The organism is Dietzia sp. E1 (assembly GCF_014145015.1).
GTDB classification, from domain to species: Bacteria; Actinomycetota; Actinomycetes; order Mycobacteriales; family Mycobacteriaceae; genus Dietzia; species Dietzia cinnamea_A.
On sequence record NZ_JAALDU010000091.1, the window covers coordinates 1 to 13,167 of the forward strand.

The 13,167-nt window shown below is 69.0% G+C and carries 15 protein-coding genes; 8 read left to right on the forward strand and 7 right to left on the reverse strand.

Features of this window, described 5'->3' with window-relative positions; translation table 11 throughout:
• Window positions 1-360: 360 nt before the first annotated feature.
• From G6030_RS16355 to G6030_RS04010, 6 genes are all read right to left on the reverse strand, one after another.
• The gene (locus tag G6030_RS16355; RefSeq protein WP_241724137.1) at window positions 361-840 is read right to left on the reverse strand and encodes a hypothetical protein; all 480 of its coding nucleotides are present in this window, start codon (window positions 838-840) and stop codon (window positions 361-363) included.
• Between the two features lie 121 nt (window positions 841-961).
• Window positions 962-1,390, reverse strand: a complete 429-nt coding sequence (locus G6030_RS03990) for a ChaB family protein (RefSeq protein ID WP_007633048.1) — start codon at window positions 1,388-1,390, stop codon at window positions 962-964.
• An 18-nt stretch (window positions 1,391-1,408) separates the two neighbouring features.
• Window positions 1,409-1,891: a hypothetical protein gene (locus tag G6030_RS03995; protein WP_007633047.1), complete on the reverse strand. Its 483-nt coding sequence runs from the start codon at window positions 1,889-1,891 to the stop codon at window positions 1,409-1,411.
• Window positions 1,888-4,299 carry a molybdopterin-dependent oxidoreductase gene (locus tag G6030_RS04000; protein ID WP_182642275.1) on the reverse strand — a complete coding sequence of 804 codons (2,412 nt, stop codon included), beginning with the start codon at window positions 4,297-4,299 and terminating at the stop codon, window positions 1,888-1,890. Before G6030_RS04000 ends, G6030_RS03995 begins: the two co-directional genes overlap by 4 nt.
• 146 nt (window positions 4,300-4,445) lie before the next feature.
• The gene (locus G6030_RS04005) at window positions 4,446-4,763 is read right to left on the reverse strand and encodes a YrhK family protein (RefSeq protein ID WP_119193348.1); all 318 of its coding nucleotides are present in this window, start codon (window positions 4,761-4,763) and stop codon (window positions 4,446-4,448) included.
• A 94-nt stretch (window positions 4,764-4,857) separates the two neighbouring features.
• Window positions 4,858-5,262 carry a hypothetical protein gene (locus G6030_RS04010; protein WP_007633040.1) on the reverse strand — a complete coding sequence of 135 codons (405 nt, stop codon included), beginning with the start codon at window positions 5,260-5,262 and terminating at the stop codon, window positions 4,858-4,860.
• A gap of 341 nt (window positions 5,263-5,603) precedes the next feature.
• Here G6030_RS04010 and G6030_RS04015 point away from each other — a divergent pair, with 341 nt between their 5' ends.
• Entirely contained in the window at window positions 5,604-6,647 is a 1,044-nt protein-coding gene (locus tag G6030_RS04015) for a tellurite resistance/C4-dicarboxylate transporter family protein (RefSeq protein ID WP_347238570.1), read from the forward strand.
• Between the two features lie 110 nt (window positions 6,648-6,757).
• Here G6030_RS04015 and G6030_RS04020 read toward each other — a convergent pair whose 3' ends face one another.
• A complete protein-coding gene (locus tag G6030_RS04020) occupies window positions 6,758-7,237 on the reverse strand; it encodes a DUF4383 domain-containing protein (RefSeq protein WP_182642276.1) in 480 nt (159 codons plus the stop codon).
• 159 nt (window positions 7,238-7,396) lie between these two features.
• Here G6030_RS04020 and G6030_RS04025 point away from each other — a divergent pair, with 159 nt between their 5' ends.
• The 7 genes from G6030_RS04025 to G6030_RS04055 form a co-directional block, all read left to right on the forward strand.
• Entirely contained in the window at window positions 7,397-7,687 is a 291-nt protein-coding gene (locus tag G6030_RS04025) for a metal-sensitive transcriptional regulator (RefSeq protein ID WP_007633032.1), read from the forward strand.
• A 68-nt stretch (window positions 7,688-7,755) separates the two neighbouring features.
• Window positions 7,756-7,971, forward strand: a complete 216-nt coding sequence (locus tag G6030_RS04030; RefSeq protein WP_007633030.1) for a heavy-metal-associated domain-containing protein — start codon at window positions 7,756-7,758, stop codon at window positions 7,969-7,971.
• Window positions 7,972-7,978: 7 nt separating this feature from the next.
• Window positions 7,979-10,411, forward strand: coding sequence for a heavy metal translocating P-type ATPase (locus G6030_RS04035; protein WP_182642277.1), 2,433 nt, complete (start codon window positions 7,979-7,981; stop codon window positions 10,409-10,411).
• Window positions 10,412-10,657: 246 nt separating this feature from the next.
• On the forward strand, window positions 10,658-10,990 hold the full coding sequence (locus G6030_RS04040; RefSeq protein WP_182642278.1) for a hypothetical protein: 333 nt from the start codon (window positions 10,658-10,660) through the stop codon (window positions 10,988-10,990).
• A gap of 8 nt (window positions 10,991-10,998) precedes the next feature.
• On the forward strand, window positions 10,999-11,916 hold the full coding sequence (locus G6030_RS04045; RefSeq protein WP_182642279.1) for a hypothetical protein: 918 nt from the start codon (window positions 10,999-11,001) through the stop codon (window positions 11,914-11,916).
• 49 nt (window positions 11,917-11,965) lie between these two features.
• Window positions 11,966-12,856 (forward strand): hypothetical protein, encoded by an 891-nt coding sequence (locus tag G6030_RS04050; RefSeq protein WP_182642280.1) that lies wholly within the window; start codon window positions 11,966-11,968, stop codon window positions 12,854-12,856.
• Window positions 12,853-13,167, forward strand: a 315-nt coding sequence (locus G6030_RS04055) for a hypothetical protein (RefSeq protein WP_182642281.1), incomplete at its 3' end; no start/stop codon positions are given. The genes G6030_RS04050 and G6030_RS04055, both read left to right, overlap by 4 nt.

Genomic DNA, 13,167 nt, shown 5'->3' on the forward strand with positions numbered 1-13,167 from the left:
CACCCAAGCATTTAAGAACTAACGACACGCGACACTAGGTTTGCTGCAATTCATGAGGCTGAGCGTGTGGCGCGGGGGTCACCAATTGAGCGGGACCCGGGTTGGTGGGTCTGACAAGGCAGAGACCAAGACGTTGATCCCGGTCATCACCGCCTTCCGGGGGGCGGCACACGATCGCTGACATGGTAGTCGTGGCCGATGTGGGGATGCTCTCGGCGGCTAACTTGAATGCCCTCGAGGAGGCCGACCGGGCCGAACCACTGAAGAAGCAACGGTTCGTCGAGGTCATCGGGCAGAACGTCACGTCGGACGAGGCACCGAGCGAGCGGTCGCGCCAGGCGGCCGGCCACAAGGGGTACGTCAGCAATATCTACCCGGCCGTGATGGACGGTCCACGACCTGTGGAAGGTCGATCAGTCCGTCCGGACGGCCAAGTCCGATCTTGAGGCCAGGCCGGAATCCATCGAGGCGCACCCCCTGACGCAGCGATCGGACGGGAACGAGCGGCGTCAGCACCAGTGGCGCCACGAGCGTGGTCACGACCGTCTCCGGATTCAGGTCGGGGTCGAGGTCGCCGCGGTTCCTCCCGAGGAGGGACTCGGCGAGGATCATCGACACGTACATGAGAAGGGAGAACGAGCCGGCGATCACTGCGAGGCCGTACGCGGCCTCGAGCAGCATCGCGATACCACCGGACGACGGGGTGCTCGCCGAATTCCGGATGTACGAGTAGGCGCTGAAGTCCGCGACCACCGCCCCGGCGAACAACGCCCGTGGCATCAACCCGCCTGCCAGCTCGCCGACCTGGCCGCCCAGCGCGAGGATGCCGGCTCCGATCATGGCCCCCCGTGCCCGGCGCGACCGAGCCGGTGAGTGAGAGTGATTCCCGGGCACGGGCGTGGTCCATCTGTGGTCTCATCCTCGGTGCGAGGGGGCCGGGGCGGGACCCGTCCTGTCGGGCTCACGAGTCGTCTCGGCTCTCCTCCGTCTTCCGGTCGTCGGCCTTGCGCAGCGCTTCCACGAGCTCGTCCTTGGTCATGTCGGAGCGGCCCTCGATGCCGAGCTTCTGCGCCTGCTCGTAGAGGTGATCCTTGCTGGCGTTCGCGTCCACGCCGTCCTTCGACTCGCCGGAGGGGTTCGGGCCGCCGCTCTCCGAGCGTGAATCCGAGGGGCCCTTGCCGTCCTTGGGCTCCCAGTGGTCGCCGACCTTCTCGTGCGTGTGCTTGACGGCGCCCCAGGCGGTCCGCGCGACGCGGGACTCGTCGCCGTACTGTTCCTCCGCCGAGTCGTAGGCCTTGGCAAAGGTGTCCTTGGCCTTCTGGTCGCTGCGCTGCAGCGTCGAGGGCAGCTCGCTGTCCTTCGCGTTTCCGTCGCTGTCTGTCTTCGGCATGGCGATTCCTCTCGTTTGTCAGCTCACCAGGATCTGGGTGGCGGTCTCTTTGAGCTTGGCCTGGGCCCATGTGGCCTGGCGCGTGGTCTGGGGTTGGCATTTCTCCGCGACTTCGAGAAGGTCGCGGTGCCGTAGGCCCTGCGCGGCCTGGGCGATGAGGAGCCAGTCCATGGCGACCCCGGAGGCCTCCATGTAGACGGTCCGTAGGTCCTCGAGCAGGAGCAGCTCCGGGGTGTGGTGTCTGCCGAGTAGTTCGCTGCCCTTCTCCCGCGCCCGTTCGGCCAGTCCGAGTTCGAGTCGGGGGGCGGGGTCGAGGTCCTGGCCGTAGTCGCCACCGATCCGGGCGATCTCGGCGAGGTGGCTGCGGGACCAGCCCACCAGGTCCCGTGCGACGTGGTAGATCTCGTGATCGACCTTGTGGCGCTCGGAGACCTGCAGCAGTTTGTGGGCGAGCTCGACCTCGGAGCGGTGAAGTTCGCGGAGAACGGGTCCGAGTTTCATGTCAGCCCTCCCGTGACCGTCGTCGCCGCTCCGGCTCGTCGGGTGGACTCATCGCGGTCGGCGATCCGGGCGATGCGTGCGGCGGCGGTCTTGAAGATCGGCTGTTTGGAGGCGGGGTCCCAGTCGGTGGGGGTGAGCTCGTTGGCCGCGGTCCCCACGGCGTCGCCCTCCGGTCCGGCGCTGTCGCCGGTGTCCCAGTAGCCGTAATGGAACGGCAGGAAGATCACTCCCGGTCGGATCCCGGTGATCCGGGCGGCCGCCCGCACCCGTCCGCGGGGGATGGCGATCTCCGTGAGGTCTCCCGCGGTGATGCCGGCGGCCGCGGCGTCGGCGGCGCAGATCTCCACCCACACCTGCGGAGCGGCTGCCTGCAACTCGGGGGCTCTGCCGGTCTTGGTGCGGGTGTGGAAGTGGTAGATGGTCCGGCCCGTGATCAGCTGCAGGGGATAGTGCTCGTCGGGCGGTTCGTGCGCGGGGAGGTATTCCGCGCCCTTGAGCATCGCCTTGCCCTCCGGATTCATCGCCGTGTACTCGGTGGCGTCCTTGGGGGCGCCGGTGACCAGGTCGCGACCGTAGTTCTCGCAGTAATCCGGGTCCGCCCAGAATTTCCCGTCCGAATAGAGCCGCTCGGTGCCGTCGGGGTTGTCGTCGTTGCACGGCCACTGGATACCGGAGCCGCCGCGCAGACTGTCGTAGGTCAGCCCGGTGTAGTCGCACGGCCGGCCGGCGGTGCAGTCCTTCCACGCCTCGAACGCCGATTCGGGGTCGTGCCACTTGACCAGCGGCCCGCCGTCCTTGTCCTTGAGCCCCAGGCGGTGGGCGAAGTCGATGAAGATGTCCAGGTCGGCCCTGGCCTGGCCGGGCGGATCGACGGCCTTCTCCGACAGGTGCACCGTCCGGTCGGTGTTGGTGAACGTGCCGGTCTTCTCGCCCCATGTGGCGGCCGGCAGGACGACATCGGCGAGCCTGGCGGTCTCGGTGAGGAAGATGTCCTGCACCACCAGTGTCAGTCGCTCCTGGGACAGGATCGAGCGGATGCGTGTGAGTTCCGGCAGGGAGACGGCCGGGTTGGTGCCGCTGACCCACAACAGCCGGATCGAACCGTCCTCCACATACCGCATAATCTGCATGGCGTGGGTGGGTGCCGAGTAATGCGGGATGTCCATCGGGTCGACGTTCCACACCCGGGCCAGGTCCTGCACGTGCGAGGTGTTGGACCAGTTCCGGAAGGCCGCCAGGTCGCCGTCGGCGCCGCACTCACGGGTGTTCTGGGCGGTGGGCTGGCCGTTCATCTGCAGCACGCCGCACCCGGGCCGGCCGAGCATCCCGCGCAGCAGGTGGATGTTGTTGACCTGCACAGCGGCCGCGGTGGCCTGGTTGGACTGGTAGAAACCCTGCAGCACCGTGGACATCAGCCGCTCGGCGCCCCCGATGAGCCGGGCGGCCCGGCGGATCTGCTCGGCCGGCACGTCACAGATCTCGGCCACCCGCTCCGGCGGGTAGTCGGCGACCTGCTCGGCCAGTGACGAGTATCCGACCGTGTGCTGGTCGATGTAGTCGCGGTCGATGTGGCCGGCCTCGAGCAGTTCGTGGATCAGACCATTCATCAGCGCCAGGTTGGTGCCCGGCCTCGGGGTCAGATGGAGGGTGGCGTGCTCGGCGACCGGGGTGGGGCGTGGGTCCACGCACAGGATCGCGGGCGGGTCGTCCCCGGCCAGACGATCCAGGATCCGCATCCAGGTCACGCTCTGCGTCTCGGCCATGTTGTGTCCGTAGAGGCAGATGACGTCGGCGTGGTCGATGTCGGCGTACGAGCCGGGCTGACCGTCACATCCGAAGGACGCCTTGAGCGCCGCGGCGGCCGTCGCGGTGCACAGCCGGGTGTTGCCGTCGACGTGGTTGGTGCCGATGCCACCGTGGGCGATCACACCGAGGGTGTAGTACTCCTCGGCGAAGAGTTGCCCGGTGGTGTAGAAACCGATCGCGCTGGGGCCCTGCTCGTCCAGCAACTCGGTGGTCCGGCCGACGACCCGGTCCATCGCCGTGTCCCAGTCGGTCTCCACCAATACGCCGTTCTCGCGTACCAGCGGGCGGGTCAGCCGGTCCGGCGAGGAGTTCGCCTGCCAACCGTAGAGGTCCTTGACCCCCAGCCGGCCCCGATTGACCCGGTCGTCGGCACGTCCACGCACCCCGCAGATCCGGTCGTCCTTCACGGCGATGTCCAGTCCGTCGCCGTTGGAGTGCAGGATCGACGCCGTCTGCACCCACCGGTCGACATCCGCCTCGGCCATACCGTCGGCCAGGTAGGTGTCCACCCGGGCCGGCCACTGCTCGCTGGGGCCGTAGGGCGTGCGTTCGCCCCACGGGTCTGCCACCCGATCGGGGGCTGGCTGATTCCTGTGTGACATTGACATTCCTCGCGACGAGGTCTGTGGGCTGCTTGCCGACCGTACGCGCGGCCCAGCGACCGGACCACCGGAACGGCGTGAAGAGCGCTAACCGGAGACACCATGGAGTGGCTCCTGGAGCAGTTCGCGGGCGGTGGCGTTTCGGCTCAGTAGTCGTAGTCGCTGCCGTGGTTCCCCGAGGTCGTGCCGATCCGCTTCAGGTGGACCCGACGGGCGAGACGGATGGCCGGTCGTGCGAGGAACTCCAGAGAGCCGAGCAGGAACAACCAGGTGCCGATGGTCTGTGTGGAGTCGAAGAAGAACAGGACGCTGCCCACGAGGAAGAACAGGGCTATCAGAACGTCATTGGCGATCGACAGCGTCTCGTAGCGGTCGTTGATGACCACTTCCTCGCGCCCGACGAGAAGCCGGAGCGATGAGGAACCGGGGGACGGTCCGCTGCTGGTGTGAGTGTTGGTGCTCATGAAAACGCAACCTCTTAAGAGAGTCGGCGCGTCCGGCGGCCGCGTGACCACCGGGGACGGAGTGCGACGTGGACCTCCGGGGGAGGTGGAGAGATCAGCCGATGGCTCCGAGTAGGTCGGTGCAGGCCTTCTCGCAGCGTCGGCACGCTTCGGCGCAGATCCTGCAGTGCTCGTGCATGCTCGCGTGGCTCTCACACTCGTCTGCGCAGCTCGCGCACGCGGCGCGGCACGCGGTGAGCAGTTCCTTGACGGTGCCCAAGTTGCTGCCGGTCCGGCGGCTCAACACCGAGGCGGTGGTCGCGCACACGTCAGCGCAGTCGTGATCGGTGCGGATGCAGTCACGCAGGTCGGCGACCGAGTCCTCGGCGAGACACGCATCCGCGCACGCGGCGCACGTGACCGCGCACGCGGCGGCGGCGTCGATTGCCTCGGCGAGGTGGTCCACCTGCAGATCCGCAGTCGGATTGGGGTGGGTGGTGATGATCGAGCTGATGCTCATGGGTTCCTCCGTTTCGTCGTCTCACTGCCGAGTAGCAGGAGCATGGCTTGTCGAATCGGACGGCCGGGATGGTGATCGGCGGTAGCACGGCGCTACAGCCTCGCTCCCGGGCTCGTAGGCGTCCACGACGCTACGCCGACCGCGAGGACGTCACCACCGAGAGAATCACTCACCGCTGATGGAGCGGTTATCCCCGAGTGGACGGGCTCGTAGGGTGCGGGGATCAAGATCTCGCCGTTGTTGTGGAATACCGCTCCGCCGTGGGTGACGCTCGCTTTCTTCGCCTGGCAGTAGCGGGGACCGCCCCGGCGCCCACGGCGATGATCTTCAGGAGGTCGATGGTGACGAGCCGCATACGGGAGGCCGTCATGGGGCTGCCGCCGGGAGCTTTCGCCTTTGTGATGGCGACGGGGATCCTCTCGGTCGGACTGTCCCGGCAGGAACTGGCGGGGGCGTCGCGCGTCGGCCTCGTCCTGGCCGGCACCGCCTGGGTGGCTCTTCTCATGCTCACGGCAGGCCGACTTCTCTGGTATCGCGACCGGGTCGTGGCCGATATCCATGACCCCGGCCGCGCCTTCGGGTTCTTCACGCTCGCGGCGGGGACGAATGTGCTCGCCGTCCGACTGACCGACGATTACCGCCTTCTCGCGGTGGGGCTGCTCGCTCTCGGCTTCGTCACCGGGCTGCTGCTCGCCCTACGCGGTGCCCTGGACCGCAGTCCTGTCCCGGACCGAGCGACCGGTGCTGTCCGAGGCCGATGGGACCTGGTTCATCTGGGTGGTCGCCGTCCAGTCCATCGCCACCGCGTCGGCAGTCTCGAACCTCTGGTGTCCACCGGGAGAGGCGAACTCGCCGTCGTAGCGGTGGTGGCATGGTCGGTGGGGATCGTTCTCTACGCCGCCTGTGCGGTGTTCATGGCCCTGCGTCTCATGCTCTATCCGCTGCGGCCACGGGATCTTGACCCGCCGTACTGGGTGGCGATGGGCGCCGCGGCGATCACGGGGGTCGCCGGCGCCAGAATCGTCGAGATGACGTCCGCCCCGATGGTGGACGCGACGGCCGGACTCATTTCTGGACTTACAGTGCTGTGGTGGGCCTGGGCGACTTGGCTGATCCCGCTTCTCATCTCGGCCGGGGTGTGGAGACACGTGGTGCACCACATTCCGCTGCGGTACGAGTCGTCCTGGTGGAGCGTCGTGTTCCCGCTCGGCATGTACGCCGTCGCCGGGATGTATGTGGGGCGGGCCGATTCACTGCCGATCGTGGAGCAGATCGGTGCGGCGTGGATGTGGGTCGCCCTCCTCGCGTGGCTCGTCGCCACCGCGATGATGGTGTGGTCCTGGTTTAGACCCCGTCACGGTGAGCGCGCCGACGACACAGGGTAGGCGAGGTGGGCATCCAGCGCGGCCAACCGTCCGCGCTGCGGCCCTGCTGTGCCAGACGACCCCTGTCGACGACCGAGATCGTCGGCAGGGGTCGAGTGGTGCATGTCGCCTCAGGGCTGGCGCGGCTCAGCCTGGTGACGCTGCTCGCGCAAGCGGTCGCGGTGGAGGAATGACAGTCCCACCATCGCGACGCCCAGGAACAGGTGCAGCCAGTTGTCGGCCGTGTTGAGCGGCACGAAGTTGGCCGCCGAATCGTGGCCGATCACCAGGCCGTAGATCCACAGGGCCAGGTAGACGAGACCGCCGGCCAGCAGGTAGATGCGGGCCTGCGGGGCGGTCCGGGACATCAGGATCCCGACGACGCCGTAGAGCAGGTGGACGATGTTGTGGAGGATCGACACCTGGAACAGGCCCAGCAGCATGGCCTCGGATTCGTGTCCCGCGAACTGCATGGTGTCGTACGCGGTGGTGATCCCGGGGATGAAGCCGGCGATCCCCACGAGCAGGAACACCACGCCGAAGGCGAGGGCTGCGTACTGGACGGGGGAGCGGTGCCGGGCCGGGCGAGCGGTCTGGGTCGTGTCCGTCATGAGTCCATTCCTTTCTCGACTGATCGACATCGGAAGTGACGCTGTCCCGACCATAAACAGCAGGGGCCGGATTGAAAACCGGTGCCGGGGGTCGGAGCGCGCGTCGGAGAACGCGATCCGCTCTTGCGGCACTTACCCTAGGGGGGTACCGTATGGGCCATGGCCGAGCATGGATACACCCCGCACAAGGAGGACCACCTCAAGCGGCTGCGCCGCATCGAGGGACAGGCCCGCGGGCTGCAACGGATGGTCGAGGAGGACAAGTACTGCATCGACATCCTCACGCAGGTCTCCGCCATGACCCGGGCCCTACAGTCCGTCTCGCTGAGCCTGCTCTCCGAGCACCTCGGGCACTGCGTCGCCGGCTCCATCGCCAGCGGCAGCCCGGAGGAGGCCGAGGCCAAGCTCGCCGAGGCCAACGCCGCCATCGCCCGCCTGGTCAGGTCCTGATCACCGCGCCGACCGATCGCGGGCCCCGACAGTCACCGCACACCCACCACCCGAACGAGGAGAACACCATGTCCGCCACTGCCACCTACACCGTCTCCGGCATGACCTGCGGCCACTGCGTCGCCTCCGTGACGGAGGAGGTCTCGGAAATCTCGGGAGTCACCGAGGTCGAAGTCGATCTGGAGTCGGGTCGCCTCGTCGTCGTCTCCTCCGACCCGGTCGATCCCGCGGCGGTCCGCGCCGCCGTGGACGAGGCCGGGTACACAGTCACAGCGCAGGAGTGAGCACACCATGACCACCACCGACAGCCGGGACACGGCGCCCTCCGCCGGGACCACCTTGGTCGAGCTGCAGATCGAGGGAATGACCTGCGCCTCGTGCGCCAACCGGATCGAGCGCAAACTCAACAAACTCGACGACGTCACCGCCGAGGTCAACTACGCCACAGAGAAGGCCCGCGTCCGGATCCCCGAGGGCCTGCAGCCGCAGCTGCTGCTCGACACCGTCGAGCAGGCCGGGTACCACGCACAATTGCCGCGGCCCCGGAACACTCAGCCCCGCACGTCCGCGCCCGGCGGGGGCGACGCGTCCGGTGCCGCGGCCGACGCCGGGAAGTCGACCGGCCACGCCGGCAACGCCACCGACGACACCGCCGCGCCCGACCGGGTCGACGAGCTGCGCCAGCGTGTCATCATCTCCGCCGTCCTGTCGATCCCCGTGATCGCGATGGCCATGGTCCCAGCGCTGCAATTCACCAACTGGCAGTGGCTGTCGCTGACGCTGGCCGCCCCGGTCATCGTGTGGGGCGCGTGGCCGTTCCACCGCGCCGCCGCGATCAACCTGCGCCACGGTGCGTTCACCATGGACACACTCGTCTCGCTCGGTACGTCCGCGGCGTTCCTCTGGTCGCTGTACGCCCTGTTCTTCGGACACGCGGGCATGCCCGGGATGACCCACGGGTTCGAGTTCAGCCTCTCGCCCAGTGACGGCGCCGGCGACATCTACCTCGAGGCCGCGGCCGGGGTGACCACGTTCATCCTGCTGGGCCGCTACTTCGAGGCGCGGTCCAAGCGCACGGCAGGCGCCGCATTGCGGTCGCTGCTCGAGCTGGGCGCCAAGGACGTCGCCGTGCTTCGCGGGGGTGTTGATGGCGGGCGTGTGGAGACCCGCATCCCGGTGGAGGATCTGCAGGTCGACGACGAGTTCGTCGTCCGCCCCGGCGAGAAGATCGCCACCGATGGCGAGATCGTCGACGGTGCCTCCGCGGTCGACACCTCGATGGTCACCGGCGAGTCCGTGCCCGCCGAGGTCGGTCCCGGCGACGCCGTCGTGGGCGGCACCGTCAACGCCAGCGGCCGCCTGACCGTGCGCGCCACCCGCGTCGGTTCCGACACCCAGCTCGCCCAGATGGCGCAGATGGTGGAGGACGCCCAGTCCGGCAAGGCCGCCGCGCAGCGCCTCGCCGACCGCATCTCCGGGATCTTCGTCCCCGTCGTCCTGGTGCTGGCCGTGGCGACGTTCGCGTTCTGGATGCTCACCGGCGGCGGCGCCGCCCTGGCGTTCACCGCGGCCGTGGCGGTCCTCATCATCGCCTGCCCGTGTGCGCTCGGCCTGGCCACGCCGATGGCGCTGATGGTCGGCACCGGCCGCGGCGCGCAGCTGGGCATCCTCATCAAGGGCCCCGAGGTCCTGGAGTCCACCCGCAAGGTCGACACGATCGTCCTGGACAAGACCGGCACCGTCACCACCGGTCAGCACGCGTTGGTCTCTACGACTGTCGCGGCCGGGGAGGACCGGGCCGAAGTTCTGCGCCGCGCCGGGGCCGTGGAGGACGCCTCCGAGCACCCCATCGCCCGCGCCATCGCCGCCGGCGCCCGCGAGGAGGTCGGCGACCTGCCGGCCGTAGCGGACTTCGCCAACCACGAGGGTCTGGGGGTGTCGGGGCGCGTTGGCGCTGGTCCCGGGCGCGCGGCCGCGGAACCCGCTGTCGATGGTTCCTCCGGGGCCGACGACGACGAGGTGGTCGTCGTGGGCCGTCCCGCCCTACTGGCTGAGCGGAACATGCCGCTGTCGCAGGAGCTGGACAGCGCGATGGCCGAGGCTGCCCGGGCTGGCCAGACCGCGGTCGCGGTGGGCTGGGGCGGAAAGGCCCGCGGGGTCCTCGTGGTGGCCGACCAGATCAAGGACAGCTCGGCCGAGGCCATCGAGAAGTTCCGCGAGCTGGGTCTCACCCCGATCCTGCTCACCGGGGACAACGCTGCGGTGGCCGCCTCGGTGGCCGCCGAGGTCGGCATCGACCCGGGCCCCCAGACGGTGATCTCCGAGGTCATGCCGGCGGACAAGGTCGACGTGGTCCGCCGGCTGCAGGCAGAGGGGCGCGTGGTGGCGATGGTCGGCGACGGCGTCAACGACGCTGCTGCCCTGGCCACCGCCGACCTGGGCCTGGCGATCGGCACCGGCACCGACGCGGCGATCGAGGCCTCCGACCTCACGCTGGTCCGCGGGGACCTGCGCTCGGCGGCCGACGCGATCCGACTCTCGCGCTCCACGCTCGGCACCATCCGGGGCAACCTGTTCTGGGCGTTCGCCTACAACGTCGCGGCGCTCCCGCTGGCCGCGGCGGGGCTGCTCAACCCGATGATCGCGGGCGCCGCGATGGCGTTCTCTTCGGTGTTCGTGGTGGCCAACAGCCTGCGGCTGCGGAGGTTCCGCGCCGCCGTCTGACCGCTCGGCGGGGCCCTCCCGACGCAACCCGCTCCCGGCCCGGCCCCCTCCCGGCCCAGCCCCTCCCGAATCCGCTACCCCGCGTCGGGATCCGCTACTCCCACAGGGCTAGCGAATCTCCACGCGGAGTAGCGGATTTCGTGGTTGCGGATCGGACGGCTGCAGGTCCGAGGAGCGGCCCCACTCAGCCGGATCGGGGCACTACCGTGTGCAGCGATCACATCGGTTAGCGAGGAGGGCTCGCACGTGCCTGACCACATCCCGCCCGGCGCGCCAGCGGCAGGTTCCACTGACATCGTTCCCGACCTGCTCGTGACCTTCGCGAATACCGTCGAGTTCAAATCCCGGGCCATCGGCGCGTTGTCGGATTTCGACGGAGTGGCCACCGTCGAGGCGTCGGTGCCCGGCGCCCAGCTGATCAACGGGTGCATCGGATTCCGGCAGACTGTGGAGCCGCTCATCCACCAGATCTCGGACGAGCTGAGCCAGCTCTATCTGGACATCCACGGCGGGATCGCCACCGTGGAGGAGGCGGACGCCGCCAACGCGGCGGCCATCGGTGAGGCCTGCGGGGAATGACTCTAGGAGTGGACGCCTACCTTTCCTGGGCCCCCGCCGACATGGCGAGCGGAGCCGAGTGGCTCAGGGCCAAGTCGGACCTGGTGGAGGAGGCCGCGCGCGACATCCGCGAGGCCGGCGAGCGAGGAACCGAGGGCCAGTGCGGGCAGTTCATCACCCGGCGCCGCGAAGAGTCGGAGGAGATCTCCGGCAGGGTGCTCGAGCTCTCGGACATGCTGCACGATGCGAGCAAGGTGGTTCGGCGGACGGGAGCCGAACTCGACGTGCTGGTGGCCAACCTCCGCGTTCTCGAGAACGAGCTCCTGGTGGAGGGCTTTGTCCGGGTCGAGGGGGAGCATGTCCGCGACACCCGCACAACGTATGCAGATGCCACGGAGCGGAGCGATCGCGAATCAGAGGCGGAGGGATTCCGGAGGCGGATCTGGGAACTCCTCGCCGCGATTCGAGAAATCGATGACAGGGCCAACCGTGAGCTACACGGGATCGTCGGCCGCGAGGTGCGCGACAGAACCGCCGCCGGCAATGGCGACCCACGGGTTGTGGGCCTCAGCGGAACCGCGAAGGTCTCGGCTGCGGCGGCAACCGGAGCGTCGTTGGTTGAGGGAAAGTGGTACGAGGTGGTTCTCGACAGTGGCCGGGGCACGGTGGCGGCCAAGGCCCTCGGCCCGGTGATGGCGGGCCTCGGATTCCTCGGCGGAGTCGCGTCTCGCCCAGAGCACGAGCCGCTGCACGAGGCGATTGTCGCGGAGGGAGTCGGTACCGTCGCTGGCTTCGCGGGCGGGCCGATCGGAATCGCTGCAGGACTGCTAGTCGGAGGTCCACTGGGGGGCGTGGTGGGAGGGGCGGCCGGCACAGTGGGCGGTGGGCCTTACCTGAGCGCACTCGCCTCCTCGTGGGTGAGGGGAGCCTTCGACCGTGCGAACTGACCTCGCCGCGAGGCCGTTCCCTTACACCTGCCACGCGGTATGCAGGCCGGTGAAGCCCGCCCGTGCGTTCTTGCTGTTCTGGGTTGTTCTCGCGTTTGTGCTCCTCTACTTCGGCCCGGTGGCCACCCAACCTGCAGACGAGCGGACGGCCTACCCCGTGGCGCTCGGTGCCTTCTGGTTGTTCGGGATGGCGGTGATCCCGATCCGCGTGGGGTTCCGTGATGTGCTCCCGAACCGGGTCGTGAACTTCCGGGGTGCGACCTGGGTGCTGCCCAGAGTCGGTTCGGCGGAGCTCGTGCTCCTGATCTGCGCAGGCGCGTCGATGGCGGCGAGCGGCGTCTTCTACGGTGAGCTCATCGGGTGGCCGTCGACGGAGCTGGACGGAATCAACGACCCGACCGTGACAGGCCCGTTGCTGATCGTCGCGGGGGCGTCATTCAGCCTCCTCTGCCTGTGGCAGATGCTCCGCGGGATCAGGATGACGCCCGAGTCGATCACCTACTGGAGGGGGATCGGTCGGATCACGCTGGCGTGGGACGAGCTCGGCGACGCGGAGTCAACCAACGACGTCCGCGATCACGAGGGGTACCGCAAGTACCTGCGCCGGTACCAGCCCGGTGCGAAGATCGTGGTCCCGCCCGAGCGCGTGTCAGGCGTGAAGGTGCGAGTGCGATGGGAGGACGTCGACACCCCGCGGCTGTTGCTGGAGACCGACTACTTCACGGTCGAGCCCAGCGCGCTGCTCACCGCGATCCTCGCCCTCCGCGACCGACCTGAGCTGCGGCCACTGCTCGGCACCCGCGCGTCAAAGCGCCTGTTCGTTGGACCGCCCTGGCGCGTGCGCCGCCACATGTACCGGACGCAGCAGTGGTGGCCGGAGGGCGCGGAGCCGGACGGGATCGCGGTCGACCGCGACGGCGTGGTCAAGGAGTTCCCATGACCCCGCTTCACGACTATGCGACCGGCCTCGGCGCGACGATCCGGCCCCACCCCGCCACCGAACCGGCGCCCGGGGTGGCAGGCCTCGTCGTCGTCGCCCCCGATGACACCTGGCACGACATCGACGCTCTCGAGGGCGCACTGCCCCGCACCAACACCACCGCGGTGGTCCTCGTCGCGCCCGGCCTCGCCCGGGCGGGCTTCGTCCCCAACGTGGTCGCGACGGCGAGCGTTATCGCGCCCGCCGTGCCCGCCGCCGCGCTGCTCGACGCCGTGGTCGCGTGCATGGAGGGCGCCGAGGGCTGGCGCGTG